23 protein-coding genes and 8 tRNA genes are annotated in these 26,899 nt (G+C 67.6%); 22 read left to right on the plus strand and 9 right to left on the minus strand.

The window, feature by feature from the left end; all coding sequences use genetic code 11:
- Nucleotides 1-78: 78 nt before the first annotated feature.
- The 3 genes from phoR to ARC20_RS14800 all read right to left on the minus strand — a co-directional run bounded on the left by phoR (nt 79) and on the right by ARC20_RS14800 (nt 3,842).
- The gene (gene phoR / locus ARC20_RS14790; protein WP_057648469.1) at nt 79-1,401 is read right to left on the minus strand and encodes a phosphate regulon sensor histidine kinase PhoR; all 1,323 of its coding nucleotides are present in this window, start codon (nt 1,399-1,401) and stop codon (nt 79-81) included.
- A gap of 34 nt (nt 1,402-1,435) precedes the next feature.
- Nucleotides 1,436-2,125 carry a phosphate regulon transcriptional regulator PhoB gene (gene phoB, locus ARC20_RS14795; RefSeq protein WP_057648471.1) on the minus strand — a complete coding sequence of 230 codons (690 nt, stop codon included), beginning with the start codon at nt 2,123-2,125 and terminating at the stop codon, nt 1,436-1,438.
- Between the two features lie 79 nt (nt 2,126-2,204).
- Nucleotides 2,205-3,842: a M48 family metalloprotease gene (locus tag ARC20_RS14800; protein WP_057648526.1), complete on the minus strand. Its 1,638-nt coding sequence runs from the start codon at nt 3,840-3,842 to the stop codon at nt 2,205-2,207.
- Between the two features lie 137 nt (nt 3,843-3,979).
- On the opposite strand from ARC20_RS14800, the gene grxC reads away from it, so the two are divergent.
- The 3 genes from grxC to ARC20_RS14815 all read left to right on the plus strand — a co-directional run bounded on the left by grxC (nt 3,980) and on the right by ARC20_RS14815 (nt 5,882).
- Nucleotides 3,980-4,288, plus strand: coding sequence for a glutaredoxin 3 (gene grxC / locus ARC20_RS14805; RefSeq protein ID WP_057648473.1), 309 nt, complete (start codon nt 3,980-3,982; stop codon nt 4,286-4,288).
- The gene (locus ARC20_RS14810; protein ID WP_057648474.1) at nt 4,285-4,686 is read left to right on the plus strand and encodes a carboxymuconolactone decarboxylase family protein; all 402 of its coding nucleotides are present in this window, start codon (nt 4,285-4,287) and stop codon (nt 4,684-4,686) included. Before grxC ends, ARC20_RS14810 begins: the two co-directional genes overlap by 4 nt.
- Before the next feature lie 188 nt (nt 4,687-4,874).
- A complete protein-coding gene (locus tag ARC20_RS14815) occupies nt 4,875-5,882 on the plus strand; it encodes an isocitrate dehydrogenase (protein WP_057648477.1) in 1,008 nt (335 codons plus the stop codon).
- 75 nt (nt 5,883-5,957) lie between these two features.
- Here the strand turns inward: ARC20_RS14815 and ARC20_RS14820 are convergent, their stop codons facing one another.
- A complete protein-coding gene (locus tag ARC20_RS14820; protein ID WP_057648479.1) occupies nt 5,958-9,395 on the minus strand; it encodes a response regulator in 3,438 nt (1,145 codons plus the stop codon).
- Between the two features lie 76 nt (nt 9,396-9,471).
- Entirely contained in the window at nt 9,472-10,236 is a 765-nt protein-coding gene (locus ARC20_RS14825; RefSeq protein ID WP_057648480.1) for a Bax inhibitor-1/YccA family protein, read from the minus strand.
- Nucleotides 10,237-10,409: 173 nt separating this feature from the next.
- Between ARC20_RS14825 and ARC20_RS14830 the strand changes: the two genes are divergently transcribed.
- The 16 genes from ARC20_RS14830 to ARC20_RS14900 all read left to right on the plus strand — a co-directional run bounded on the left by ARC20_RS14830 (nt 10,410) and on the right by ARC20_RS14900 (nt 21,246).
- Nucleotides 10,410-10,486, plus strand: a tRNA-Pro gene (locus ARC20_RS14830).
- 30 nt (nt 10,487-10,516) lie between these two features.
- A tRNA-Arg gene (locus ARC20_RS14835) sits at nt 10,517-10,593 on the plus strand.
- A gap of 56 nt (nt 10,594-10,649) precedes the next feature.
- Nucleotides 10,650-11,030 carry a hypothetical protein gene (locus ARC20_RS14840; RefSeq protein WP_057648483.1) on the plus strand — a complete coding sequence of 127 codons (381 nt, stop codon included), beginning with the start codon at nt 10,650-10,652 and terminating at the stop codon, nt 11,028-11,030.
- Between the two features lie 69 nt (nt 11,031-11,099).
- Entirely contained in the window at nt 11,100-11,312 is a 213-nt protein-coding gene (locus ARC20_RS18670) for a hypothetical protein (RefSeq protein ID WP_146165851.1), read from the plus strand.
- 388 nt (nt 11,313-11,700) lie between these two features.
- A tRNA-His gene (locus ARC20_RS14845) sits at nt 11,701-11,777 on the plus strand.
- 74 nt (nt 11,778-11,851) lie between these two features.
- A tRNA-Lys gene (locus ARC20_RS14850) sits at nt 11,852-11,927 on the plus strand.
- A 94-nt stretch (nt 11,928-12,021) separates the two neighbouring features.
- Nucleotides 12,022-12,106 (plus strand) — tRNA-Leu (locus tag ARC20_RS14855).
- A gap of 134 nt (nt 12,107-12,240) precedes the next feature.
- Nucleotides 12,241-13,536, plus strand: coding sequence for a trigger factor (gene tig, locus ARC20_RS14860; RefSeq protein ID WP_057648485.1), 1,296 nt, complete (start codon nt 12,241-12,243; stop codon nt 13,534-13,536).
- A gap of 41 nt (nt 13,537-13,577) precedes the next feature.
- Complete coding sequence (gene clpP / locus ARC20_RS14865) at nt 13,578-14,204, plus strand: ATP-dependent Clp endopeptidase proteolytic subunit ClpP (RefSeq protein WP_057648487.1); 627 nt, start codon at nt 13,578-13,580, stop codon at nt 14,202-14,204.
- Between the two features lie 137 nt (nt 14,205-14,341).
- Nucleotides 14,342-15,634 carry an ATP-dependent Clp protease ATP-binding subunit ClpX gene (gene clpX / locus ARC20_RS14870; protein WP_057648489.1) on the plus strand — a complete coding sequence of 431 codons (1,293 nt, stop codon included), beginning with the start codon at nt 14,342-14,344 and terminating at the stop codon, nt 15,632-15,634.
- Nucleotides 15,635-15,772: 138 nt separating this feature from the next.
- Nucleotides 15,773-18,253 (plus strand): endopeptidase La, encoded by a 2,481-nt coding sequence (gene lon, locus ARC20_RS14875; RefSeq protein WP_057648491.1) that lies wholly within the window; start codon nt 15,773-15,775, stop codon nt 18,251-18,253.
- A gap of 208 nt (nt 18,254-18,461) precedes the next feature.
- Nucleotides 18,462-18,734 carry an HU family DNA-binding protein gene (locus ARC20_RS14880; RefSeq protein ID WP_057648493.1) on the plus strand — a complete coding sequence of 91 codons (273 nt, stop codon included), beginning with the start codon at nt 18,462-18,464 and terminating at the stop codon, nt 18,732-18,734.
- 11 nt (nt 18,735-18,745) lie between these two features.
- Nucleotides 18,746-18,820 (plus strand) — tRNA-Val (locus ARC20_RS14885).
- Between the two features lie 28 nt (nt 18,821-18,848).
- Nucleotides 18,849-18,925, plus strand: a tRNA-Asp gene (locus tag ARC20_RS14890).
- Nucleotides 18,926-19,004: 79 nt separating this feature from the next.
- Nucleotides 19,005-19,081 (plus strand) — tRNA-Asp (locus tag ARC20_RS14895).
- 188 nt (nt 19,082-19,269) lie between these two features.
- The gene (locus ARC20_RS14900; RefSeq protein ID WP_057648494.1) at nt 19,270-21,246 is read left to right on the plus strand and encodes a peptidyl-prolyl cis-trans isomerase; all 1,977 of its coding nucleotides are present in this window, start codon (nt 19,270-19,272) and stop codon (nt 21,244-21,246) included.
- Nucleotides 21,247-21,377: 131 nt separating this feature from the next.
- Here the strand turns inward: ARC20_RS14900 and ARC20_RS14905 are convergent, their stop codons facing one another.
- From ARC20_RS14905 to gloB, 3 genes are all read right to left on the minus strand, one after another.
- On the minus strand, nt 21,378-22,172 hold the full coding sequence (locus tag ARC20_RS14905) for an enoyl-ACP reductase FabI (protein WP_057648497.1): 795 nt from the start codon (nt 22,170-22,172) through the stop codon (nt 21,378-21,380).
- An 85-nt stretch (nt 22,173-22,257) separates the two neighbouring features.
- A complete protein-coding gene (locus tag ARC20_RS14910) occupies nt 22,258-23,496 on the minus strand; it encodes a lytic transglycosylase domain-containing protein (RefSeq protein WP_057648499.1) in 1,239 nt (412 codons plus the stop codon).
- A complete protein-coding gene (gloB, locus tag ARC20_RS14915; RefSeq protein ID WP_057648501.1) occupies nt 23,493-24,260 on the minus strand; it encodes a hydroxyacylglutathione hydrolase in 768 nt (255 codons plus the stop codon). The genes ARC20_RS14910 and gloB overlap by 4 nt, the downstream gene beginning before the upstream one ends.
- Nucleotides 24,261-24,271: 11 nt before the next feature.
- Here gloB and ARC20_RS14920 point away from each other — a divergent pair, with 11 nt between their 5' ends.
- The 3 genes from ARC20_RS14920 to dnaQ are packed head-to-tail and all read left to right on the plus strand — an operon-like array spanning nt 24,272 to nt 26,153.
- A complete protein-coding gene (locus ARC20_RS14920; RefSeq protein WP_057648503.1) occupies nt 24,272-24,934 on the plus strand; it encodes a class I SAM-dependent methyltransferase in 663 nt (220 codons plus the stop codon).
- 24 nt (nt 24,935-24,958) lie between these two features.
- Nucleotides 24,959-25,411 carry a ribonuclease HI gene (rnhA, locus tag ARC20_RS14925; RefSeq protein WP_057648505.1) on the plus strand — a complete coding sequence of 151 codons (453 nt, stop codon included), beginning with the start codon at nt 24,959-24,961 and terminating at the stop codon, nt 25,409-25,411.
- Nucleotides 25,412-25,418: 7 nt separating this feature from the next.
- Nucleotides 25,419-26,153, plus strand: a complete 735-nt coding sequence (gene dnaQ / locus ARC20_RS14930) for a DNA polymerase III subunit epsilon (protein WP_057648507.1) — start codon at nt 25,419-25,421, stop codon at nt 26,151-26,153.
- 15 nt (nt 26,154-26,168) lie between these two features.
- Here dnaQ and ARC20_RS14935 read toward each other — a convergent pair whose 3' ends face one another.
- Nucleotides 26,169-26,873, minus strand: coding sequence for a PP2C family protein-serine/threonine phosphatase (locus ARC20_RS14935; protein WP_057648510.1), 705 nt, complete (start codon nt 26,871-26,873; stop codon nt 26,169-26,171).
- Between the last annotated feature and the right edge of the window lie 26 nt (nt 26,874-26,899).

Here is a 26,899-nt window from a genome sequence, read left to right on the forward strand (position 1 = left end):
TTCTACGGGTGGCTGTGGCGGTGTGGGCGCGGGCCAGGGCGGCCCGCGGGTGTTGCGGTCATACCAATAGCACGGGCTTCATGTCGCGTGCGTGTCCGGCTCGCGCACGAGGACGCGCGCCGGGCCGAAATGACAGGAAAATTCGCTGCCCTTGCCGACTTCGCTCTCGATATCCAGGCGCGCCTGGTGCAGGCCGAGCACGTGCTTGACGATCGACAGGCCCAGGCCGGTGCCACCGCTTTCGCGCGAGCGGCTGCTGGAGACGCGATAGAAGCGTTCGGTGATGCGCGGCAGGTGCGAGGCGGGAATGCCGTAGCCGGTGTCGCGCACCGCCAGCACCGCGCCGCCGTCGGCCTCGCGGGCGAAGCGGATGCTCACCGTGCCGCCGGCCGGGGTGTAGCGCACGGCGTTGGTGACCAGGTTGGAGAACGCGCTGTGCAGTTCCTTGTTGGAGCCGAGCAGGTCGCAGTTCGCTTCGTCGTGCACTTCGATGGTGTGGCGGCCGTGGCTGTGCGCTTCGGCTTCGCGACGCAGCGTGGCCAGCATCGGCGCCATCGCCACGGTCTCCTCGCCGATCTCGTCCTGCGATTCCAGGCGGGAGAGGGTCAGCAGGTCCTCGACGAGCTGGGCCATGCGCTGCGACTGCTTGCGCATCTCGGTGAGCATCGGGCCCGAATCCGGGAAATCCTCCGGATCGAGCATGTCCAGGTAGCCGTGCACGACGGTCAGCGGCGTGCGCAGTTCGTGCGAGACGTTGGCGACGAAATCGCGGCGCACCTGCTCCAGGCGCAGCAGCTTGCTGACGTCGCGCGCGACCAGCAGCCAGTAGTCGTCCGAATAGGGGATCAGGCGCAGGTTGAGGCGCAGGTTGGGATCGACCGGGGAGGGCGCGTCGAGCATCGGCTCGGCGTTGCGCCCGGCGGCCAGCCAGTGGGCCAGCGGCAGCGGCTGCAGGCGATCGACCACCGGCACGCCGAGGTCGCCCGGGTGATAGAGGCCCAGCAGGTTGCCGGCGGCTTCGTTGAACCACTGCACGCGCTGGCTGTTGCGGTCCACCACCACCACCGCGTCCGGCAGCGCGGCGGCGGCGGCGCGGTAGGTGCGCAGCATTTCCAGCAGGCGGCGCTTGCGCGTGCGCATCTCGCCCTGGCTGCGGTAGAGCAGGCGGTCGAGCTCGTTCCAGGCGCCCTGGGCCGGTTCGGGCTCCCAGCGCTGGCGGGCGGTGAGGCGGCGCAGCACGCGGCGCAGGCGCCAGTAGGACCAGGCCAGCGCGGCGAGCGAGGCGAGGGCCAGCGCCATCCAGGCGTGGCCAAGCACCAGGCCGATGGCAAGCGCGGCCAGCAGCCACAGCGCGAGCGCGCCGAGCGTCCGGATCCAGGCGGAACGGATGTGTTGGGGCATGGGAGCGATGACCGGCGGCGTGGAGCGGATGCCGTCAGGTCGCCGCCGAGAACCGGTAACCCGATCCACGCACGGTCTGCACCATGTTTTCCAGGCCGAACGGTTCCAGCGTCTTGCGCAGGCGGCGGATGTGCACGTCGATCGTGCGCTCCTCGACGTAAACGCTGCCGCCCCAGACGTGGTCCAGCAGCTGGGTGCGGCTGTAGACGCGCTCGGGGTGGGTCATGAAGAAGTGCAGCAGGCGGTATTCGGTCGGGCCGATCGGCACCGGCGAATCACCGGCGAACACGCGGTGCGCGGCGCCATCGATGCGCAGTTCGCCCACTGCCACGCTGCCGTCCTCGTCGTCGTCGCGGGCGCGGCGCATGACCGCGCGGATGCGCGCCAGCAGCTCGCGGGCCGAGAAGGGCTTGACCACGTAGTCGTCCACGCCGGCTTCCAGGCCGCCGACGCGGTCGTTCTCCTCGCCGCGCGCGGTCAGCATGATGATCGGGATCTCGCGCGTCAGCGTGTCCTTGCGCCAGCGGCGCGCCAGATCCAGGCCGCTGGTGCCCGGCAGCATCCAGTCCAGCAGGATCAGGTCCGGGACGCGGTCGGCGATCGCCGTCTGCGCCTCGCGGGCGTCGCCGGCGTGGATCGGCTCGAATTCACCCTTGCGCAGGGCAAAGGCGACCATGTCGCGGATCGCGGGTTCGTCATCGACGATCAGGATGCGTTTCTGCACGCGGCTACCGTGGGGGATTGCGGATGGTCGCCAGTAGACTACGGTTTTATGACGGACATGTGACGGTACCGGCCCGGCGTCAGCGCGACAGCTCCGGGTCGCGCACGCCCTGGCGGCGCAGCTCCAGCACGGTCGGGGTGATGGCCGCGATGCGGGCATCGACCCGGGCACGGGTGACGTAGTCCAGGTCCTGGCGCTTGAGCGCCTGCAGCTGGATCAGTGCCTGCTCGGCGCGCCCGTTCAGGAAGGCGGCTTCGGCATAGGCCTCGCTGGCCCGGTGCGGGTTGCCCGCCAGCTCGCTGGCCCGCGCATAAGTCTGCTGGAACACCGGATCCTCGGCCGCCCGCCGCGCCAGCGGTTCCAGGATCTGCTGGGCGCGCCGGCCGGCCGCCGCGGTGGCCTGTTCGTTGAGCAGGGCGGCATAGGTGAGCACCACCGGGCGGCTGTCCGGGTGGTCGTGCAGCAGCTGTTCGAAGCGCTGGTTGGCCTGCTCGGCCTGGCCGGCGCGGGTCTGCGCCTCGCCCAGGGCCAGGGCGATCCACAGGTTGTCCGGGTGGTCTTCCAGCAACGCCGAGAACGTGTGCATCACGTTGGCCTGGCTGTCGCTGTTGCGCATGTGGGCCAGCGCCAGGCCGTAGCGCTGGGCGTCGGTGAGGCCCTTCGGGCTGCCCCGGCGCAGGTCCTCGTATTCGCGGATCGCCGCGCCCGGGGTGTTGGCGCTGAGCACGCGCAGGCGCTCCTTGGCCCAGGCGAACTGCCCGCTGTTGCCGCGCGTGGCCGCGTCGAACGGCACCTGGAAGGTGTAGGGCAGCAGCGGATTGTTGCTGGTGCCCAGCGGCTCGGAGAGCGAGGGGTCGGAAGGATTCACCCGCACCTGTTCGGTGGCGCCCGGCACGCTGGTGGTGAGCAGGACGGTGTCCTTCTTCATCTGCTCGGCGCGCGCCTTGGCCTCGACGATGCGCGTGGTGGTGACCGGGTGGGTCTGCAGGTAGTCCGGCGCGCTGTAGCCGCCCTCGTTGCCGCGCATCGCCAGCGACATGCGCTCGAAGAAGCCGGCCATGGCGTCCACGTCGTAGCCGCTGCGGGCGAGGGTTCGGATGCCGAGGCGGTCGGCTTCCGATTCGTTGGAGCGGGTGTAGTTGATCTGCCGCTGCGCCATCAGGCCCATGGCGCTGGTGATGCTGGCCATGGTCGCGTCGCCGCTGGAGTTGCCGCCGGCGCTCTGCGCGGCGATCACCGCGGCCAGCATGCCGAGCAGGATCGGGATCTGGTCGCGCTGGGTGCGCTCCACCCCGCGCAGCACGTGCTGCTGGGTGACGTGGGCGATTTCGTGCGAGAGCACCGCGGCCACTTCGTCCTCGCGCTCGGCGGTGAGCACCAGGCCGGCGTTGACCGCCACGTAGCCGCCGAGCGTGGCGAAGGCGTTGATCTGCCGCTCGCGCAGCATGAAGAAGGTGAACGGCTGCTGCGGCTGGTCGCTGTTGGCGCCCAGGCGCTGGCCCATGGTCTGCAGCCAGTCCTCGATCAGCGGATCCTGCAGCACGTAGCCGTAGTTGCGCAGCTCGGCCAGCATCATCTTGCCGTACTCGGCCTGGCGGGCCGGGGTGAGCAGTTCGCCGGCGGAGGAGCCGATATCCGGCAGCCGGCTCTCCTGGGCGGGGCTGACGCCGGCGGCGAGGGCCAGGGTGACGGCGGTGGCAAGCAGCAGGTGGCGCAAGGCGGGCTCCGGCAGTGAGGCGTCGCCGGCTGGCCGGCGCGTGAATGCGTAGCGGTCCACAGTGTTGCGGCCGGCGGCTCGAAATTCCAGCGGGCCGTTACCATATTGCAGACCACTGAACCCACGCGGAGTTTCCCGTGAACGACACCGTTGCACCGGCCCCGGGCGGCACGCCCCGGATCCGGCTCTATTCCACCGCCATCTGCCCGTACTGCGTGGCGGCCAAGAACTTCCTCAAGAGCAAGGGACAGCAGTGGGAGGAAGTCCGCATCGACCTGGACCCGGCCGAGCGCGAGAAGATGGTGGCGCTGGCCAAGCGCACCAGCGTGCCGCAGATCTTCATCGGCGACGTCCACGTCGGCGGCTACGACGACATGATGGCGCTGCACCGCGCCGGCAAGCTGGAGCCGCTGCTGGCGGGCCAGGGCCCGGAGGCGCAGGCATGAGCGGCCCGCAGACCCACGAGGACGAGGCCGACCGCGTCCGCGCCTTCACCGAATTCCGCCAGCGCATGAACAAGCGCATCCTGGACGAGCCGAACCAGGTGGTGCGGCGTTTCTTCGCCCTCGACACGCAGACCTACCAGGCCGGCGCGCTGGACGTGAAGACCAAGGAGCTGCTGGGCCTGGTGGCTTCGATGGTGCTGCGTTGCGACGACTGCATCAGCTACCACGTCGCCCAGTGCAAGGAAGTGGGCGTGACCCGGGAAGAGTTCTTCGAGACCTTCTCGGTGGGCCTGGTGGTGGGCGGTTCGATCGTGATCCCGCACCTGCGGCGCGCGGTGGACTTCCTGGACCAGCTCGAGGGCGGCGCGGCCGCCCCGGACGCGCATTCTCACGATTGAGCCCGCCTGCGCCGCCGCCCCGGGGGCTCCCCGGGGCGTGCAGGCCAAGTTCGACCAATGTCGGTTTGGGGGGCGGGAGCCCGATCGGGCATAATTCCGCTACTGGCATTCGCATGCGCACGGCGCCGCCAGGCAGCCCGCGCTCCCGTCTTCAAAGACTCCATCCCCCGTTCGGAATCCCTTTACTTATGACGCAGACAATCACGGTCATCCGCGGCGACGGCATCGGCCCGGAGATCATGGACGCCACCCTGCACGTGCTCGACGCCCTGCAGGCCGGCCTCACCTACGAATACGCCGACGCCGGCCTGGTCGCGCTGGAAAAGCATGGCGACCTGCTGCCCGAGGCCACCCTGGCCTCCATCGCCAAGAACAAGGTGGCGCTGAAGAGCCCGCTGACCACCCCGGTCGGCGAGGGTTTCAGCTCGATCAACGTGGCGCTGCGCCGCAAGTTCGACCTGTACGCCAATGTGCGTCCGGCCAAGTCGTTCCCGAACACCAAGTCGCGCTTCGCCGACGGCGTGGACCTGATCACCGTTCGCGAGAACACCGAAGGCGCGTACCTGAGCGAAGGCCAGACCGTGTCCGAGGACGGCGAAACCGCTTTCTCCGGCACCAAGATCACCCGCAAGGGCTCCGAGCGCATCGTGCGCTACGCCTTCGAGCTGGCCAAGAACACCGGCCGCAAGAAGGTCACCGCGGTGCACAAGGCCAACATCATCAAGTCGACCTCGGGCCTGTTCCTGAAGGTCGCGCGTGAAGTCGCCGCGCAGTACCCGGACATCGAGTTCCAGGAAATGATCGTCGACAACGCCTGCATGCAGCTGGTGATGCGTCCGGAGCAGTTCGACATCATCGTCACCACCAACCTGTTCGGCGACATCATCTCCGACCTGTGCGCCGGCCTGGTCGGCGGCCTGGGCCTGGCCCCGGGCGCGAACATCGGCGTCGATGCGGCGATCTTCGAGGCCGTGCACGGCTCGGCGCCGGACATCGCAGGCCAGGGCAAGGCCAATCCCTGCGCCCTGCTGCTGGGCGCGGCGCAGATGCTGGACCACGTCGGCCAGCCGCAGAACGCCGAGCGCCTGCGCAACGCCATCGTGGCGACGCTGGAAGCCAAGGATTCGCTGACCCCCGACCTGGGCGGCACCGGCAACACCATGGGCTTCGCCAAGGCGATCGCCAGCCGCCTGTAAGCGGCCGATGGCGTCCCCGGACGCAGTGCGGGAAACACGAAGGGCATCGCGGGAGACCGCGATGCCCTTTTCGCATCAGGCCATCAGCCAGACCCGGATGAGCGAGAGCAGCTTGTCCACGTCCAGCGGCTTGGCGATGTAGTCGCTCGCGCCGGCCTGGATGCATTGCTGCTGGTCGTCGGGCATGGCCTTGGCGGTCAGGGCGATGATCGGCAGGCGATCGAAGCGCGGATCCAGGCGGATCTGGCGGGTCGCGGTGAGGCCGTCCATGACCGGCATCATGATATCCATGAGTACCAGGTCGACCGGCGCCTGGCTGCCAGCCGCCGTGCCCAGCGCGGTGATCGCCTCCTGGCCATTGCGGGCGATGGACACCTTGCAGCCGTGCGGCTCGAGCACGTTCATTAGCGCGTAGATGTTGCGCACGTCGTCCTCGACGATGAGGATGTGGCGCGCGTCGAGCGTGTCATCTCGATGCTGTGCGCGGCGGATCATGCCCTGCTGCGGTTCGGGCAGTTCGCTCACCACCTGGTGCAGGAACAGCGTCACTTCGTCGAGCAGCCGCTCCGGCGAGCGCGCGCCCTTGATGATGATCGAGCTGGAATAGTGGCTCAGCCGTGCCTCTTCGGCCGGTGTCAGCACGCGGCCCGTGTAGACGATGACGGGCGGCAGCGCGTGGCTTTCCCTTCCGCTGAGCGCTTCCAGCAGTTCGAAGCCCGAGGCATCGGGGAGCGACAGGTCCAGCACCATGCAGTCGAACGTGTATTCCTCCAACGCACGCGCGCACTCGGCGGCCGAACCTGCGCCGACTGTTTCCACGTCCGCCGACGCCAGCAGTTCGCGCACCGCGTCGAGCTGGACCACGTCGTCCTCCACCACCAGGACCAGGCGCGGGCGTTGCGAGAGGCGGCGCTCCAGGGAGTCGAGCACGCCGGCGAGTTCCTCGCGCGTGGTCGGCTTGCCCAGGTAACCCACCGCGCCGAGCGACAGCGCCTTGCGCGCGTGATCCATCGCCGACACCACGTGGACGGGGATGTGCCGCGTGCGTACGTCGTGCTTGAGGATGTCGAGTACCGACAGGCCCGACTGGTCGGGCAGGCCCACGTCCAGCACGATGGCCTGCGGCAGTTCGGCGCGCGCGGCGGCCAGCGCTTCGCCGGCGGACGCGGCCACGCGGGCACGGAAGCCCATTTCGCGGGCGAGGTCGCTGACGATTTCGCCAAACGCCGGATCGTCTTCGATGATCAGGATCAGGCGGCGTTTGTCGGCCGGTTCGGCGGCGTCCGCCGCCGCGGCGGAGGGCGTGCTCGTCGGCGCGCGCAGGCCCTGCGCCGGCTCGGGGGGGCGCAGGGCAGCCGGTGGCGGCATCATGCGCGGGGAGGTCGACGGCGCCGCGCGCTGGCCTTCCACCAGCCGGGTGGCGACCCGCAGCGTGAAGCGACTGCCCTTGCCGGGTTCGCTGTCCACGGTGATGTCGCCGCCGAGCAGGCGTGCGAGTTCCTGCGAGATGGACAGGCCCAGGCCGGTGCCGCCGTAGCGGCGGCTGATGGAGCCGTCCGCCTGCTGGAACGCTTCGAAGATGCGCGCCTGCTGGTCCGGCGCGATGCCGATGCCGGTGTCGCTGACGGTGAAGGCGATCTGTCCGCCGCGGCTGGCGGTGGCGCGCAGGGTGACGCCGCCGACCTCGGTGAATTTCAGCGCGTTGGACAACAGGTTCTTGAGGATCTGCTCGATGCGCTGGCGATCGGACTCGATGACCGCCGGGCAGTCCGCGGACAGCGACACATCCAGGGACAGGCCCTTGTCGCCCGCCACCGGGCCCAGCAGGGTGGAGAGATCCGACAGCAGGCCTTCCACGCCGAACGGCTCCGGGCTGACTTCGATATGCCCGGCCTCGATCTTCGACAGGTCGAGGATGTCGTTGATGAGGTTGAGCAGGTCGGTGCCGGACGCATGGATGGTGCGGGCGAACTTGACCTGTTCTTCGTGCAGGTTGCCGTCGCGATTGTCGGCCAGCAGCTTGGACAGGATGAGTGCGGAGTTGAGCGGCGTGCGCAGCTCGTGCGACATGTTGGCGAGGAATTCGGACTTGTACTGGCTCGCGCGCTGTACCTTGCGCGCCTCCGCCTCGATGGCGTCGTTGGCGCGGGCCAGCTTGTCGCGCTCGCTTTCCAGCTGCTGCGACTGGTCGGTGAGCTGGTTGTTGGTCTGCTCCAGTTCGGCCTGCTGTTCTTCCAGTTCGTGCTGGGACGAACGAAGCGCGCGACCTTGTTCTTCCAGTTCCTCGTTGGAGACGCGCAGTTCCTCGCTCTGGACTTGCAGTGCCTGGGCCTGGCGTTGCGTCTGCTCCAGCAGCTGCGACAGTTCCGAGCGGTAGGTGGCCGAACGCAGCGCCACCGCCATGTCCGGCGAGATGCGGGACAGCAGCTCGATCACCGCCTCGTCCACCGGTTTGAAGAAACCCAGCTCGATGACACCGCGCACTTCGCCGTTCTCGATGCTGGGCGTGATGACGAGGTGGCGGGGTGCCGCCTGGCCGAGGCCGGACCCTACAGTGAGATAGCCGGCCGGCACGTCCGAGACCAGCAGGACCTCGCGCTCTGCCACTGCGCGCGACAACAGGCTGCCGGCAGGGCGGAAGTGTTCCGTCCCACTGTCGGCTTGGGCAACGCCCACGGCGCCGATCCGCGAGAAACCCCCCGGGGTGGGCACGAACAGCGCCCCGGCCTCGGCGCCGAGGAAGCGGGCGAGGAAGCCCAGGCTGTCACTGGCCAGCTCGTGGCTGTCCTTGTCCCCGGCGATGACGGCGGACAGTTCGAGCCGGCCCGCCTGCAGCCAGGCATCGCGTTCGCGGGCCCGGGCGTTGCGGCGGATCATGAAGCCAACGAACACGGTCAGTGCGATGCCGAGCACGGCGCTGGCGGTGCCTGACGTCAGGGCGGTGGCGTAGGCCGATTCCATTTCCGCCAACCGGCGCGCCCGCTTGTCGAGCTCGACCGCGCGCATGGAGGCCAGCCGCGCGCGGATGTCGTCCATGGCGATCTTGCCGCGGTTCGAGCTGACCACGGCCAACGCCGGTTCGAAACCCTGGGTGCGGCGCAGTTCGATGGTTTCGTGCAACTCGTCGAACTTGCCCTGTACCCGCTTGGCCAGCTGCTTGAGCCGGTCGCGCTGGGCGGGGTCGCCCTCGACGGCCTTGTCGATGGCGTCAAGCCGCGCGCTGGCGACGCCGAGTGCGGTCTGGTACGGCTCCAGGTAGCTGTCGTTGCCGGTGAGCAGATAGCCGCGCTGCCCGGTTTCGGCGTCCTGCACGGCGGAGAGCACGTCGCCCAGCGCGGTCATGGTTTCCTGGGAGCGGATCACCAACGCGTTGTCGTTGCGGATGGTGCGGATGTTCTGGCCCGCCAGCAGGCCGCTGGCCACGAAGAACACCACCACCGCGATCAGCGGCCAGAGGGTACGGAACGCATGGCCGCCGAGGCGGGGATCGCGAAGGGAAGACGAGGGGTTCATCGGCAGGCATCAGGGAGGACGCAAACCCTTCAGCCTAGCATGCGGCCCCGGCCCCGCAAGGGGCCGGGGTTTTACCTCAGTTGCGCGACTGCAGCTTGGACAGCAGGCGCAGGAATTCGATGTACAGCCACACCAGCGTCACCATCAGGCCGAACGCGCCGTACCACTCCATGTACTTCGGCGCGCCCTGCTGGACGCCGTTCTCGATGAAGTCGAAATCCAGCACCAGGTTCAGCGCCGCGATGACCACCACGAACAGGCTGAAGCCGATGCCGATCAGGCCGGATTCGTGGATGAAGGGAACGCTGACGTTGAAGAAGCCCAGCACGATGGTCGCCAGGTACACCAGCGCGATGCCGCCGGTGGCCGCCACGACGCCGAGCTTGAAGTTCTCGGTGGCCTTGATCAGCCCGCTGCGGTAGGCGAACAGCAGCGCGAACAGCGTGCCGACGGTCAGCAGCACGGCCTGGAACACGATGCCGTTGAAGCGTTGTTCGTAGATGGCCGAGATCGCGCCCAGGAAGAAGCCTTCCAGCAGGGCGTAGAGGGGCGCGGTGACCGGTGCCCACTTCGCCTTGAAGGTGGTGATCATCGCGACGATGAAGCCGCCGATCGCCCCGCCCAGCAGGTAGAACCTGGCCACCGGCAACGCCTCGCCGTCCGGCGTGAGGGTCTGGCTCCATGCGAACGCGGCGGTCAGCAGGGCCAGCAGCAGGAGTATCCCGGTCTTGTTGACGGTGCCGTTGAGGGTCATCGCATCGGCATCGCGGCGCACGACGCTGCCGCTGCCGATGTCGAGGAAGGTGGATTCCTGGAGCGCGGGGTTGCCACTGCGGAACATGGGGAGATCTCCTTGAGGGGTAGGGCGGGCCGTCTTGGCCCGACGGTTCCAGCATATCCCATGCACCCGGAGGCCCACCGGCGCGGCCCGGTCCGAGATTGACACTGCGGCCGGCTTGTCCGGACAATGCACGACCCCCGCGCGCCGCCGGCGCCGGGTCTCGTGAGTTCAACCGGGGTATAGCGCAGTCTGGTAGCGCGCCTGCTTTGGGAGCAGGATGTCGGGGGTTCGAATCCCTCTACCCCGACCACTCGATCCGCCGGGGCCGTGTCGCCCTCAAGCGCCCGTAGCTCAACCGGATAGAGCACCGGCCTTCTAAGCCGGCGGTTACAGGTTCGAGTCCTGTCGGGCGCGCCATCGATGCTAGCCACGTCACGCGCGTGTTCGCCTATTCCGCGTTGCATGGATGGCCAATGAAGATCAGTCGTGAAGCACCGGATGCGCAGGCGCTGGCCGCAATCGGGTGCGTCGCCGCACGGTTGCTGTGCGAGGAAGATTTCCATGCGCTCGGGGTGCACTGGGGTTACGCCATCGCCCTGGGTCGCGACCCGGCGGTGGCCATCGCGGAAGATCTTGCGGCGTGTCTTCGCGAGCGAGGCGCCTTGAGGCTGGACATCGCGTCAATGCCGCCACCCTCAGTGCGCTACTTCGACGCGAATGACGCGGGGCTGTTCGCCCTGGTCGAGCAGTGCATTGGCACGGACGGGAGCGGACCTGTACTGCTGGAACTGATCGTCAGCGACGACGGCACGGATCGGCACGTCATGATCGAGCAGGTGAGCGCATCTGGGTGAGTTGGCGTGTCATGCCGCTGTCATGGCGCGCATGCCTACTCGCCAGACAGGGGCAAGGAGGCGGGTGCGATGAGCCAAGCTGTGTTTCCCCATGCCGCGGATAGCCGAATGGTGCTTGCCGCGAATTTCCGCAAGTACGGCAACGGGCCGGATTTCTGGGACGCTTATCAGCGGCTGCTGGATGCCGCGACCGGCGGACGCGAGGTCAAGGCGCAGGCCGCCAACGAGCTCGCGCTGCTCGCCCAGGAAATGGGCATCCTCAAGGCGGCCCAGCTGCTTTAACGAGCCAGATGGTCGGCGATCAACAGCAATACGGCCACGTAGATGCCCACCATCAAGATCTTGATGGGGCGTTCGAACGCCCGGATGAAGTGCATTGCTCCTGTCCCTGAACCCCCGTTAAGTAATGTTATCGTGGTGTGAAGCCGGGATTTGTGTCAATCGCTGACACGCGAGTGGGCGCCGCTGCGCGCAACGGTGTGCGAACGCCTGCCTGCAAGGTGCTCTCGTGGATCGGGGGCCGGTGGCCATGAAGAATGCGCGGATGCCATCTAATGGCGACAAAGACAGGGCTGCCCGATTCAGGAGGCTTGCATTCCTGCGCCATGTCCTGAAAAATATCGGACTCGCTTCGGTGCCGGCAGTTGTGCGGCCCGGGACGGTTTCAGTGGTGGCTGTAGCTCAGTTGGTTAGAGTACTGGATTGTGATTCCAGTGGTCGGGGGTTCGAATCCCCTCAGCCACCCCACTGATTCAAGCCTGACGCTTCGCAGGGTGTTGCAACGAAGCAAAAGCGCATATAGAATGCGCAGCTCAGTTTCAGGGCCGTTAGCTCAGTTGGTAGAGCAGTTGACTCTTAATCAATAGGTCCAAGGTTCGAATCCTTGACGGCCCACCAAAAAGAAAGGCACCCGCTTCGGCGGGTGCCTTTTTCTTTGCCGGTTGCCCTGCAACAATGGCCCGGCGCCGACCCGATGCGGGCGCGCCGCGAAGCGAAAGTGGCGGAATTGGTAGACGCACCAGATTTAGGTTCTGACGCCGTGAGGCGTGGGGGTTCGAGTCCCCCCTTTCGCACCATCTGCGGGCCGCGCGGCGGCCGCTGGCAGCGGCCGCCGGAATCGGCGAAACTAGCCGGCTCAGGCGTTCTGCGCCTTCCTCAACCCGCTCAATCATTTCGTGCCGACCGGGGCTGGTCGGTGGCAGGAGTCAAAATGCAAGCTTCGATCGAATCCACCGGCAACCTGGAACGCCGCCTGACCTTCACCCTGCCGGAGGAGCGCCTGGAGTCCCACATCGGCGGCCGCCTGAGCGAGATCGCGCGCACCGCGCGCATCAAGGGTTTCCGTCCGGGCAAGGTGCCTGCCAAGGTGATCGAACAGCGCTTCGGGCCGCAGGTCCGTGCCGAGGCGATGGACGGCCTGCTGCGCGAAACCTTCGAGTCGGCGATCCGCGAGCATTCGCTGCGCCTGGCCGGCAACCCGCGCATCGACAAGGCGGGCGAGGGCGAGTTCGACTTCGTCGCCACCTTCGAGGTGGTGCCGGAATTCGGCGAGATCGACGTGGCCAAGCTCAACGTCATCCGCCACACCGCGGAAGTGACCGACGCCGACATCGATCAGATGATCGAGAACCTGCGCCTGCAGCGCCGTACCTGGCAGCCGGTTGAGCGCGGCGCCAAGGAAGGTGACCTGGTCGCGCTGGAAACCTGGTCGCAGGCCGGCGACGAGCGCCTGCCGGCCGAGGGCGTGGAGCGTGGCTCCTCGATCCTGGGTTCGGGCGTGATGTTCGACCAGATCGAGAAGGGCCTGGAAGGCCTGGCCAAGGGCGAGGAGAAGACCCTGACGGTCGACTTCCCGGCCGACTGGCGCGTGCCGCAGCTGGCCGGCAAGTCGGTGCAGGTGCACGTGAAGGCCGTCGAGGTCTCCGAGCCGGTGCTGCCGGAAGTCAACAAGGAGTTCATCAAGAGCTTCGGCGTGAAGAACGGCGAGGCCGAGCAGTTCCGCGCCGACATCCGCTCCAACCTGGAGCGCGAGCTCAAGGGCGCGCTGATGAACCGCCTGCGTCGCGAGGTCGGCGAGCAGCTGATCGCCGCCTACGCCCACGTCGAGCTGCCGCCGCGCCTGGTCGAAAACGAGGCCCGCGGCATGCTGTTGCAGCAGGTCGAGCAGATGCGCCGCGCCGGCCGTGACCCGGGCCAGCCGCCGGCCGATGCCCACCAGGGCTTCATGGACGCCGCTTCCAAGCGCGTGCTGGTCGGCCTGCTGGTCGGCGAGGTCGCCCGCACCCACCAGCTGCGCCTGGACCCGAAGCGGGTGAACGAGACCCTGCGCCTGATCGCTTCGACCTACGAAGAGCCGGAGCAGGTCATTGAGATGTACCGCAACGACCCCCAGTTGATGGGCAGCCTCCAGAACCGCGTGATGGAAGAGCAGGTGATCGACTGGATCGCCGAGCGCGCCCAGCACACCGAGCAGGGCCTGTCGTTCCAGGAAGCTATCCGCAATTGACCCGGGTGCCGGCGCAGGTCGGTGCCACAACAGGAAGACCGATGAGCATTGAGACCAAAGCCCTGAACCTGGTGCCGATGGTGGTCGAGCAGACCAGCCGCGGCGAGCGCGCCTACGACATCTACTCGCGCCTGTTGAAAGAGCGGCTGATCTTCCTGGTCGGCCCGATCGACGACCACGTCGCCAACGTGGTCATCGCCCAGCTGCTGTTCCTGGAAGCGGAGAACCCGGAAAAGGACATCAGCATCTACATCAACTCGCCCGGCGGCGTGGTCACTGCCGGCATGGCGATCTACGACACCATGCAGTACATCAAGCCGGACGTGAGCACCATCTGCGTCGGCCAGGCGGCCTCCATGGGCGCCCTGCTGCTGGCTGCGGGCGCGGCCGGCAAGCGTTATGCGCTGCCGAATTCGCGCGTGATGATCCACCAGCCGCTGGGTGGCTTCCAGGGCCAGGCCACGGATATCGACATCCACGCCCGCGAGATCCTGACCCTGCGTTCGCGCCTGAACGAGGTGCTGGCCAAGCACACCGGCCAGTCGCTGGAGACCATCGCGCGCGATACCGAGCGCGACAACTTCAAGAGCGCGGTGGATGCCCAGGCCTATGGCCTGGTCGACCAGGTCCTGGAGCGTCGCCCGGACGAGTCGATCCAGGCGGGCTGAGCCTTGCGTTTGACCGCCAAGGCACGGAAATCCAAGGCAAAACCTGCGGGGTCGGGGTGGACTTTCGTCCTCCCGACCCTGTGCTATTCTCGAATCGAACCCCCGGTCACCGGGTGGGGCAACTGGGTAACAGAAGCATGAGCGAAGACCGCCAAGGTCGTGCCGGTTCCGGCGACAGCACCAAGATTCTCTACTGCTCGTTCTGCGGCAAGAGTCAGCATGAGGTCCGCAAGCTGATCGCGGGCCCGAGCGTGTTCATCTGCGACGAGTGCGTGGAGCTCTGCAACGACATCATCCGCGAAGAGCTGGAAGAGAAGGCGCAGTCCGCGCGTTCGAGCCTGCCCAAGCCGCGCGAGATCCTCGAGGTGCTCGACCAGTACGTGATCGGCCAGAACCGCGCCAAGCGCACGCTGGCCGTGGCCGTGTACAACCATTACAAGCGCATCGAGAGCCGGCAGAAGAACGACGACGTCGAACTGGCGAAGTCCAACATCCTGCTGGTCGGCCCGACCGGTTCGGGCAAGACGCTGCTGGCCGAGACGCTGGCGCGCCTGCTCAACGTGCCGTTCACCATTGCCGACGCTACCACGCTGACCGAAGCCGGTTACGTGGGCGAGGACGTGGAGAACATCATCCAGAAGCTGCTGCAGAAGTGCGACTACGACGTCGACAAGGCGCAGCAGGGCATCGTCTATATCGACGAAATCGACAAGATCTCGCGCAAGAGCGAGAACCCGTCGATCACCCGCGACGTGTCCGGCGAAGGCGTGCAGCAGGCGCTGCTGAAGCTGATCGAAGGCACGGTGGCCAGCGTGCCGCCGCAGGGCGGCCGCAAGCATCCGCAGCAGGAATTCCTGCAGGTCGACACCAAGAACATCCTGTTCATCTGCGGCGGCGCGTTCGCCGGCCTGGACAAGGTGATCCAGCAGCGTTCGACCGAGGCCGGCGGCATCGGCTTCGGCGCCAAGGTGAAGAGCAGCACGCGCAAGACCGAGGTCGGCAAGGTGCTGGCCGAGGTGGAGCCGGAAGACCTGATCAAGTTTGGCCTGATTCCCGAGTTCGTCGGCCGCCTGCCGGTGGTCGCCACGCTGGAGGAGCTGGACGAACCGGCGCTGATCAAGATCCTCACCGAGCCCAAGAACGCCATCACCAAGCAGTTCAAGAAGCTGTTCGAGATGGAGAACGTGGAGCTGGAGTTCCGCCCGGACGCCCTGTCGGCGATCGCCAAGAAGGCGCTCAAGCGCAAGACCGGCGCACGTGGCCTGCGCACCATCGTCGAATCGGTGCTGCTGGACACGATGTACGAGCTGCCCTCGCAGGAGAATGTCAGCAAGGTGGTGGTCGATGAATCCGTGATCGAGCACAAGTCCGAGCCGTACCTGATCTACCAGACCCCGCCGGCCCCGGCGAAGGCCGCCTCGGGCGACTGAGGCCGGGCGGACCCTTGGGCAACTATCTGAAGCCAAAGGGTTTCCCCGAATCCACTTGCAAGGTTCATCCAATGGCCCCATAACGGGGCCATTGGCTTTTTTAGCCCCCGAAAAACCGCATTCCCCGTGGAGCCCCCAATGGCCCAGCCTGCTTCCGAAGTCCTGGATCTGCCCGTCCTCCCCCTGCGCGACGTGGTGGTGTTTCCCCATATGGTCATCCCGCTGTTCGTCGGCCGCGACAAGTCCATGCGCGCGCTGGAACAGGCGATGGAGGCCGACAAGCGCATCCTGCTGGTCGCGCAGAAATCCGCCGAGACCGACGACCCCGGCGCCAGCGATCTGTATTCCGTCGGCACGCTCGCGCAGGTGCTGCAGCTGCTGAAGCTGCCCGACGGCACGATCAAGGTGCTGGTCGAAGGCCTGTCGCGCGTCACCGTTGATCGCGTCGAAGAGCGCGATGGCGCGCTGCAGGGCCGCGGCGTGGAGATCGATTCCGTCGAAGGGCGCGAATCGCGCGAGATCGAGGCCATTGCCCGCTCGCTGATGTCGTTGTTCGAACAGTACGTCAAGACCAACCGCAAGCTCCCGCCGGAACTGCTGCAGACGCTGGCCGGCATCGAAGAGCCCGGCCGCCTCGCGGACACCATCGCCGCGCACATCGGCGTGCGCCTGGCCGACAAGCAGCGCCTGCTGGAAACCAGCGAGATCGGCGAACGCCTGGAGATGCTGGTCGGCCTGGTCGACGGCGAGATCGACGTGCAACAGCTGGAAAAGCGCATCCGCGGCCGCGTGAAGTCGCAGATGGAAAAGAGCCAGCGCGAGTACTACCTCAACGAACAGATGAAGGCCATCCAGAAGGAACTGGGTGACCTGGACGATGCGCCGGGCGAGCTGGAAGAGCTGGCGCGCAAGATCGCCGAAGCCGGCATGCCGAAGGCCGTCGAGGCCAAGGCCAAGGCCGAGCTCAACAAGCTCAAGCAGATGTCGCCGATGTCCGCCGAAGCGGCCGTGGTGCGCAATTACCTCGACTGGCTGCTCGGCGTGCCGTGGAAGAAGCGCACCAAGGTGCGCAAGGACCTGAAGGTCGCCCAGGACACGCTCGATGCCGACCACTACGGCCTGGACAAGGTGAAGGACCGCATCCTCGAATACCTCGCGGTGCAGTCGCGCGTGAAGCAGATGAAGGGCCCGATCCTGTGCCTGGTCGGTCCGCCCGGCGTGGGCAAGACCTCGCTCGGCCAGTCGATCGCCAAGGCGACGAACCGCAAGTTCGTGCGCATGAGCCTGGGCGGCGTGCGCGACGAGGCCGAGATCCGCGGCCACCGTCGTACCTACGTCGGTTCGATGCCGGGCCGCATCGTGCAGAACCTCAACAAGGTCGGCAGCAAGAACCCGCTGTTCGTGCTCGACGAGATCGACAAGATGTCGATGGACTTCCGCGGCGATCCCTCGTCGGCGCTGCTGGAAGTGCTCGATCCCGAGCAGAACAACGCGTTCAACGACCACTACCTCGAAGTGGACCTGGACCTGTCCGAAGTGATGTTCGTGGCGACCTCCAACTCGCTCAACATCCCCGGCCCGCTGCTGGACCGCATGGAGGTCATCCGCATCCCGGGTTACACCGAGGATGAGAAGCTCAACATCGCCATGCGTTACCTGGTGCCGAAGCAGATCAAGGCCAACGGCCTGGCGCCGGAAGAGCTGGCGATCGAGGAAGATGCGATCCGCGACATCGTGCGCTTCTACACGCGCGAGTCGGGCGTGCGCAACCTCGAGCGCGAGATCGCCAAGATCTGCCGCAAGGTGGTGAAGGAGATCGCGCTGGCCGGCCCGCAGCCGGTGGCCAAGAAGGCGCCGGCCAAGAAGGCCGCGGCGCGCAAGCCGAAGGCGCTGGTCATCGTGTCCTCGAAGAACCTGGACAAGTACCTGGGCGTGCGTCGCTTCGACTTCGGCCGTGCCGAGGAAGAGAACGAGATCGGCCTGGTGACCGGCCTGGCCTGGACGGAAGTCGGCGGCGACCTGCTGCAGATCGAATCCACGCTGGTGCCGGGCAAGGGCCAGCTGATCCTCACCGGCCAGCTTGGCAACGTGATGAAGGAATCGGCTTCCGCGGCCCTGTCGGTAGTGCGCGCGCGTGCCGAGGCGCTGGGCATCGATGTCGATTTCCTGCAGAAGCACGACGTCCACGTCCATGTGCCCGATGGCGCCACGCCGAAGGATGGTCCGAGCGCGGGCGCGGCGATGGTGACTTCGCTCGTCTCCATGCTCACCAAGGTGCCGGTGCGCGCGGACGTGGCGATGACCGGCGAGATCACCCTGCGCGGGCGCGTCTCGGCGATCGGCGGCTTGAAGGAGAAGTTGCTGGCCGCGCTGCGCGGCGGCATCCGCACCGTGCTGATTCCCGAGGAGAACCGCAAGGACCTGGCCGACATCCCGAACAACGTCACCCGCGACCTGGAGATCATTCCGGTGAAGTGGATCGACGAAGTGCTCGACCTCGCGCTGGAGACGCCGCTGCGCCCGAAGTCCAAAGCGCGTGGCAAGGCGCGCGACGGCGGCCGGGTGGCGACGGTGCGTGGCAAGAGCAAGCCGGCGGGTACCGCGCGCGTCAAGCACTGACCAAGCAGGTCAATGTGACCCGAAAATGGCTGAAAACCCGCGCCGTTATTGGGTTTTAGGTTGCGTGGGTAGGGGCTCGCTGGTATAAAAGCACGACTCGCGGAGCTGCCTTGAAGGCGTGCTGGGCGATACGAAATGTGGTCGCGGTCGCCTTGGAAGGGGCCGCGATTGTCGATTCCGCGGCGAGACCGCAAAAGGAGTTCAAAGAATGAATAAAACCGAATTGATCGATGGCGTTGCCGCTGCTGCTGACATCTCCAAGGCTGAAGCTGGTCGCGCCGTCGACGCGGTCGTCAGCGAAATCACCAAGGCCCTCAAGAAGGGCGACTCCGTGACCCTGGTGGGCTTCGGTACGTTCCAGGTCCGCGCCCGTGCCGAGCGCACCGGCCGTAACCCGAAGACCGGCGACACCATCAAGATCGCCGCTTCGAAAAATCCTTCCTTCAAGGCTGGTAAAGCGCTGAAGGATGCCGTAAACTAATCGACTCGCTGGGGTGCTTAGCTCAGCGGTAGAGCGTCTCCTTTACACGGAGAGGGTCGGGGGTTCGAAACCCTCAGCACCCACCAAAGCACCACTGCAAAAGTTTTGATGTGCGGAGCGGTAGTTCAGCTGGTTAGAATGCTGGCCTGTCACGCCGGAGGTCGCGGGTTCGAGTCCCGTCCGCTCCGCCAGTTACATCGAAGCCCCTGAGAGATCGGGGGCTTCGCTTTCTCCGAAGTGATTCGAAGAAGGCACACGGTTTGAAAATGCGGAGCGGTAGTTCAGCTGGTTAGAATGCTGGCCTGTCACGCCGGAGGTCGCGGGTTCGAGTCCCGTCCGCTCCGCCATTCATCCGAGCCCCCTGCGAAAGCAGGGGGCTTTTTTTTTGCCCAAAACAAGCCGCTTTTGACCTCCGTTCCGTCGCGCGATAGCCCATGCGTGCCGCACGCAAGAAAGCCAAACCCCGCCCCCGTTGGGAGCCAGCCCCCGAAGCAGTTACACTGGCCAGCTCGCCCATAGGCCCCGATTCGTCCCAATGCTGCAGAAACTCCGCGACAAGACCTCTGGCTGGATCGTCACCCTGATCATGGGGTTGCTGATGATCCCGTTCCTGTTCGTCATCGACAGCAGCTACCTCGGCGGCATGGGCGCCAACGACGTCGCCCGCGTGCAGGCCCCGCCGAAGTGGTGGACCTCCGCCCCCTCGTGGTGGCCGGCCTCGCTGCTGTGGCAGCACCGCGACATCAGCACCGCGCAGTTCCGCGAGCGCTTCGAGCAGGTGCGCATGCAGACCCGCCAGCAGCAGGGCGAGAACTTCGACGCGCAGCGCTTCGAATCCACCGAAAACAAGCTTGCCGCGCTCGACCAGCTGGTCGACGAGGAAGTCGCGCGCCTAGCCTCCGAACGCGCCGGCGTGGTGGTGAGCGATGAAGCCGTGCGCAATACCATCGCCAGCATTCCGGGCTTCCAGACCAACGGCAAGTTCGATCCGGCCGTCTACCGCGAACAGCTTGCGCGCGGCCTGCCGGCCCGCACGCCGGCGCAGTTCGAGCAGCTCGTGCGCGACAGCCTGCAGCAGTCGCTGATCCCTTCGGCGATCGCCACCTCCGCGTTCTCCAGCAAGGCCGATTTCGAGCGTGCGATTCGCCTGATGGGCGAGACCCGCGACGTCACCCTCGGCGTGCTGCCGCAGCAGGAAATGGACACCGCGCCGGTCAGCGACGAACAGGCCAAGCAGTGGTACGACGCGCACCCGGCCGATTTCCGCCAGCCGGAAATGGTCACCATCGAGTTCGTCGAGCTCAACGGCGCCAACCTGCCGGCCGCCCAGGCCGCCGACGAGGCGACGCTGCGCAAGCGCTATGAAGAAGAGAAGTCGCGCTTCGTCGATGCCGAGCAGCGCCAGGCTTCGCACATCCTGATCGCCGTGCCGGCGAACGCCGATGCCGCCGCGCAGAAGGCCGCTGAAGCGAAGGCCAGCAAGATCGCCGCCGAAGCGCGCCAGCCGGGCGCGGATTTCGCCGCGCTGGCCAAGGCCAATTCGGACGACCCGGGCTCCAAGGACGCCGGTGGCGACCTGGGCTGGGTCGAGAAGGGCGTGATGGTCAAGGCGTTCGAGGACGCGGTGTTCGCCGCCAAGCCGGACGAGATCGTCGGCCCGGTGAAGTCCGAGTTCGGTTACCACATCATTGTCGTGCGCGGCACCAAGGGCGGGCAGGGCAAGTCGTTCGAGGAAGTGCGCGACCAGCTCGCCGCCGAGCAGCTCAAGGCCGATGCCGACAAGACCTACGCCGACCAGAGCGGCAAGCTGGTCGACCTGGTGATGAAGAACCCGACCGAACTGGCCGGCGCCGCGAAGGAAATGAACCTGCCGGTGCAGACGCTCGGCCCGTTCTCGCGCGCCGACGCCAGTGGCATTGCCGCCAACCCGGCCGTGCAGCGCGTGGTGTTCTCCGAGGCCGCCATCCAGGACGGCACCGTCAGCGACCCGATCGAGCTGGCGCCGAACCACAGCGTGCTGGTGCGCGTCACCCAGCACAGCGCCGAGCAGACCCTGCCGCTGGACAAGGTGCGTGAGCGCGTGGTCGCCGCCGTGCAGGCTGATCGCACCAATCAGGCGGCTGCCAAGCAGGCCGAAGCGCTGGTCGAGCGCCTGCGCAAGGGCGAAACGCTGGAAGCCATCGCGCCGGCCGCGCAGCTGCAGGTCAGCCCGCTGCCGACCCTGCAGCGCGGCATGCCGATGCCGACCGCCGCGGCCAACCGCGTGTTCTTCGCCGCGCCGGTGCCGGCCGAAGGCAAGCCTTCGGTGGGCAAGGTCGAGCTGGCTACCGGCCGCTATGCCGTATTCCTGGTCAACAAGGTCACCCCGGGCGACCTGACCAAGCTGCCGCCGGGCCAGTTGGAGACGCTGCAGGGCCAGTTCGCCGGCATGCAGGGCGAGGCCGCGCAGCGCGCCTGGCTGGAAGCGGTGCGCAAGCAGTTCAAGATCACCATCCACGAGGCGCAGCTGTAAGGCGGGCGTCGCGTTCCGGTGGAAGAAAAAGCCCGGCGGATGCCGGGCTTTTTTTTATCCCTCCGCGCCAACGTCGGCCACGAAAAAGCCCGGCTTTCGCCGGGCTTTTCGTCAACGCGGGAACGCGGGCCTCAGCCCACGTCATCCAGGCCGGTCATGCCGAGGATGTTGTAGCCGGCATCGACGTAGGTGACTTCGCCGGTGACGCCCGCGGCCAGGTCCGAGCACAGGAACGCGCCGACGTTGCCGACGTCCTCGATGGTGACAGTCCGACGCAGCGGCGCGTACTGCTCCACGTGGCCGAGGATCTTGCGGAAGCTGCCGATGCCCGAGGCGGCCAGCGTCTTGATCGGGCCGGCCGAGATCGCGTTGACGCGGATGCCTTCGGCGCCGAGGTTCAGCGCCAGGTAGCGCACGGTGGCTTCCAGGCTGGCCTTGGCCACGCCCATGACGTTGTAGTTCGGCAGCGCGCGTTCGGCGCCCAGGTAGCTCAGCGTCAGCACCGAACTCTGGTGGCCGGTCAGCAGCGGGCGCGCGGCCTTGGTCAGCGCGGCCAGCGAGTAGGCCGAGATGTCCTGCGCGATGCGGAAGCCTTCGCGGTCCAGGCCGTCGAGGAAGCCGCCGGCCAGCGCTTCGCGCGGGGCGAAGGCGATCGCGTGGACGAGGATGTCCAGGCGGTCCCAGCGCTTGCCGAGCTCATCGAAGCAGGCCTGGATCTGGGCGTCGTCGGCCACGTCCAGCGGCAGCACGATGTCGCTGCCGAACTGCTCGGCGGCTTTCTGCACGCGCGACTTCAGCTTCTCGTTCTGGTAGGTGAACGCCAGTTCGGCGCCTTCGCGGTGCATGGCCTCGGCGATGCCGCTGGCGATGGAACGTTCGCTGGCGATGCCGGTGATGAGGGCGCGCTTGCCTTGCAGGAAACCCATTTCGTTACTCACAGTGTTGAGTGATCGCCGTAGTGTGCCACGAATGGCCGGATTTCCGTACGGTTGACGGGTGATCCGGATGGCGTCAGGGCTTGGCGTCGAACGCCAGCACCATGCCGGGCTTGAGCACGCTGCCGGCCTTCAGGCCGTTGCGCGAGAGCAGCGTCTTCACCGGGATGCCGTAGCGCTTGGCGATCGTCCAGGCGGATTCGCCGTTGCGCACGGTGTGGGTGCGTGCGCTGGCCGTGGTTTTCTTGCCGGACTTGCGGGGCGTGGCGGGCGTGTCGTCGTCCGCTTCGGCCACGGTGGTGGCCACGACGGTCGGCAGCGGCTCGGCGTCGGCGTTGGCCGCCACCTGCGGATCCAGCGCCGGTGCCAGCAGGGCGCGCTGCGCGCCATTGGCCTTGCTGGCCAGGGCCGGGTTGAGCCGACCGACCATCGTCGGTTCCAGGTCGCGCTGCTTGGCCCACTGCGCGAGCGAGGCGCCGGCGGGCAGGGTGTGTTCGGTGAGGATGGGCACCGGGCGGTCGAGCGCGGCCATCAGGCCGTCCTCGGCCTGCGCCTTGTCGAGCACGCAGGCCAGCGCGTGCAACTTCTCCACATAGGCGTAAGTGACCGGCGACAGGCCGGGCAGCTTGGCCGGCTGCGCGTTCTGCGCGTTCATGCCAGCGCGGCGCAGCGACTGCAGCAGCCGGTACTCGCCGGCGTTGTAGGCCATGATGGTCAGGCGCCAGTCGCCGCCGAACATACCGTACAGCGTCTTGAGATAGCGCACCGCCGCGTCGGTGGAATCCACGGCGGAGAGGCGACCGTCGTAACTCTTGCCCACCGGCACCTGGTGGTTGCGCGCGGTGGTCGCGATGAACTGCCACAGCCCGGCCGGACCGCTGCCGTTGCGCGCGCCGGGGCGGTAGCCGCTTTCGACAAAGGGAATCAGCGCGAACTCGGTCGGCAGGCCGGCCTCGCGCAGCTCATCCACGACATAGCCGAACAACGGCAGGACATCGTCGTCCTCGTTGGCCATGCGCGAGGGGGCGTGGGAGAAATGCTGCTGCCAGCGCGGGCTGGTCTGCTCGGCGTCGCAACCAGCGTCGGCGCGCCCGGCCAGGAAGGTCTGGAAGATGTCGCGGCCGTTGCGCGCGGTGGGCGAGGCGGGCGCCGGCTCGGCGGCCGCGAAGGCGGGCAGCAGCGCGCTGGCGTCCACGGCCGGCGCGGGAGCGGGTTGTGCCGTCGCCGGCGGGGCGGCGGGCGGGTCGTCGGCGGCCTGCCCGGCCAGCGGACACAGCGCCGCGGCAATCAGCCCGGCCAGCAACAGGCGCTTCATGCGCGGAAACCGTCTTTCCAGCGCCGCAAGCCGGCGAACACCTCGACCTCGTCGGCCGGCGCCTGGCCCAGATGGGCGGCGACCGCCTGGCGGATCTGCGCCTGGGCGGTTCGCAGGAACGGGTTGGTCGCCTGTTCGGAAGACAGCGTCGTCGGCAGGGTGGGTCGTGCGGCATCGCGCATGGCCTGGGCCTCTGTGTGGCGGCGCTGCAGGGCCGCGTTGGCGGGATCGACGTGCAGCGCGAAGGCGGCGTTGCCGAGGGTGTATTCGTGGCCGCAGCAGACCTCGGTCTGGCCCGGCAGGGCGGCAAGGCGGCTCAGGGAGCCCAGCATCTGGGCGGGCGTACCTTCGAACATCCGCCCACAGCCCAGGCTGAACAAGGTGTCGCCGCAGAACAGCCGGCCACCGCCCACGTAGGCGACATGGCTGAGCGTGTGCCCCGGTACCGCGAGCACCTCGAAGGTTTCGCCGAGCAGGTCCAGGCGGTCGCCATCGGCCACGCGGTGGGTCGCGCTGTCGATGCGCGGGTCTTCCGGGGCGTAGACGGCCAGGCCCGGCCAGCGCGCCCGCAGTTCCGGGACGCCGCCGATGTGGTCGTTATGGTGATGGGTGAGCAGCACCGCCTCGGGTGCCCAGCCTTCGGACTGCGCGGCGGCCAGCACGGGCGCCGCCTGTCCGGGATCGACCACGATCGCGCGGCCATCCTCGCTGACCAGCGCCCAGATGTAATTGTCCTCGAATGCGGGCAGGGCGCTCAGTCGCATAGAATTGGAACATGCCTTTCGTGTCGCTCCCCCGTCAAGCCGGTGTCTCATCCTGGTTTGATATCGGGGCGGGGCGGGCGCTGCTGGACGCCGAGCAGCCCGGCATCCTGAACGGTTTGCGCAGCCGCCCGGCCCAGCCGTGGCTGTGGATCGGCCCGGTCGCGCCCACGGGCGAGCGTCCCGACCTGCAGGCCCGCGGCATCCGCCTGCGGCCGGGCATGGTCCCGGGCAGCTTCGCCGGCGACCTGCATTGCACGCTGCCGCTGCCGCTGGTGGCCGAGAGCGTCCAGTCCATCGTCCTGCAGCATGTGCCGCTGGCCGGCATCGAACCGCTGCTGGCCGAATGCGAGCGCATCCTGATGCCGGGCGGGCGGTTGTGGGTCTATGCGCTCAACCCGTTCAGCCCGTACCGTTTGCGCTGGCGCCGCCATGGGCCGCAGGTGATGCAGCCGCTGCGCTGGCGTGCCCTGGTGCAGGGCGCGGGGCTGCGCTGCCTCGGCCAGGCGGGCTACCTGGGCACCACCTGGCGCGTGGAAGCCGGCGCCGAGGCGGAAGCCGCCGGCTCGGCGCCGTGGCGCGCGGTGTGCGTGATCGAGGCGGAGAAGCGCGTGATCGCCCCGGTTGGCCCGGTGCCGGCAGGGGTGAACTGGCGACGCCCGGTCGCCACCATCTGATGTATTCGTGTCCTTTGGGGAACCATGAAGTCGATTGAAATCCACACCGACGGCTCCTGCCTCGGCAATCCCGGCCCTGGCGGCTGGGCGGCGCTGCTGCGCTACAACGGGCGCGAGAAGGCGCTGTCGGGCGGCGAGCCCAACACCACCAACAACCGCATGGAGCTGATGGGGGCGATCATGGCGCTGGAAGCGCTGACCGAACCCTGCCAGATCATCCTGCACACCGATTCGCAGTACGTGCGCCAGGGCATCACCGAATGGATGGCCGGCTGGCTGCGCCGGCAGTGGAAGACCGCCGGCGGCGATCCGGTGAAGAACCGCGAGCTGTGGGAGCGCCTGCACCAGGCGACGCTGCGGCACAAGATCGATTGGCGCTGGGTGAAGGGTCACAATGGCGACCCGGACAACGAGCGCGTCGACCAGCTCGCCCGTGCCCAGGCCGTGGCCCAGCGCCATGCCACTCCCGCCAGCTGAGGGCCGCATGCGCCAGATCATCCTCGATACCGAAACCACCGGCCTGGAATGGCGAAAGGGCAACCGCATCGTCGAACTCGGCGCGGTGGAGCTGCTGGAGCGTCGCCCCAGCGGCAACAACTTCCACCGCTACCTCAAGCCGGATTGCGACTTCGAGCCCGGCGCGCAGGAAGTCACCGGCCTGACGCTGGAGTTCCTCGCCGACAAGCCGGCCTTCGAGGACGTGGTGGACGAGTTCCTCGCCTTCATCGATGGCGCCGAGCTGATCATCCACAACGCGCAGTTCGACCTGGGCTTCCTCGACGCCGAGCTCGCACGGCTGGGCGAGGGCTACGGCCGCATCCTGGACCGCTGCACGGTGATCGATACGCTGGTGATGGCGCGCGAGCGTTATCCCGGGCAGCGCAACTCGCTCGATGCGCTGTGCAAGCGCCTGGGCGTGGACAACACGCACCGCCAGCTGCACGGCGCGCTGCTCGACTCGCAGATCCTCGGCGAGGTGTACCTGGCGCTGACCTCCGGCCAGGAAGAGATCGGCTTTGCGCCGCTGGAGAGCGAAGCGGCCGCCGGGGCCGGCGTGGCGTTCAGCACGTCGGTGCTGCTGCCGCGCCCGCGCGTGGTGGCCACGGCTTCCGAGCTGGAAGCGCACGAAGCTCGGCTGGCCAAGCTGCGCAAGAAGGCCGGGCGCGCGCTGTGGGACGCGCCGGAAGAGATCGAAGCGCCGGCGGTGGCGGCCGGCTGAGCCGCCGCGCTGCCCTCAGTGGCAGCGCACGAGGATGGCGGTGATGTTGTCCGAACCGCCGCCATCGAGCGCGGCGGCAATCAGCGAATCCACGCATTCCTGCGCGCTGCATTCCTCGTAGGCGAGGGCATCGGCGATGCCCGCGTCGTCCACTTCCTCGGTCAGCCCGTCACTGCACAGCAGCAGCTGCATGCCCGGGCGCAGCTCGCCGGTCATCGTCGCCACGTTTAGATGCGCCGGGTCGGTGACGCCCAGCGCCTGCGTGACCACGTTGCGATGCGGATGCGCGCGGGCCTGTTCGCTGGTCAGGCTGCCCTGGGCGACGAGTTCCTGCACGTAGCTGTGGTCCTGGCTGAGCTGGGCCAGGCGCCCTTCGCGCCACAGGTAGGCGCGGCTGTCGCCGACCCAGGCCACTTCGAAGCGGTTGCCCTGCACGCGCGCGGCCACCACGGTGGTGCCCATCGGCAGGGTGTCGTTGCGGCGGCGCGAGGCACGGATGATTTCCTCGTCGGCCACGCGGATCGCCTGTTCCAGCGGCGTACCGGCGCGGATCTCGCGCACGATGGTCTCGCGGGCCAGCGCGCTGGCCAGTTCGCCGCAGGCGTGGCCGCCCATCCCGTCGGCCACCAACCACAGGCCCAGCTCGCTGTCGCCGTAATAGGTGTCTTCGTTCAGTTCGCGGCGCAGACCGCTATGGGTCAGGTGTCCGAATTCGAGCATGGTGCGGCGGCAAGGGGTTTGGCTGC

This window comes from Stenotrophomonas panacihumi, from assembly GCF_001431645.1.
GTDB classification, from domain to species: Bacteria; Pseudomonadota; Gammaproteobacteria; order Xanthomonadales; family Xanthomonadaceae; genus Stenotrophomonas_A; species Stenotrophomonas_A panacihumi.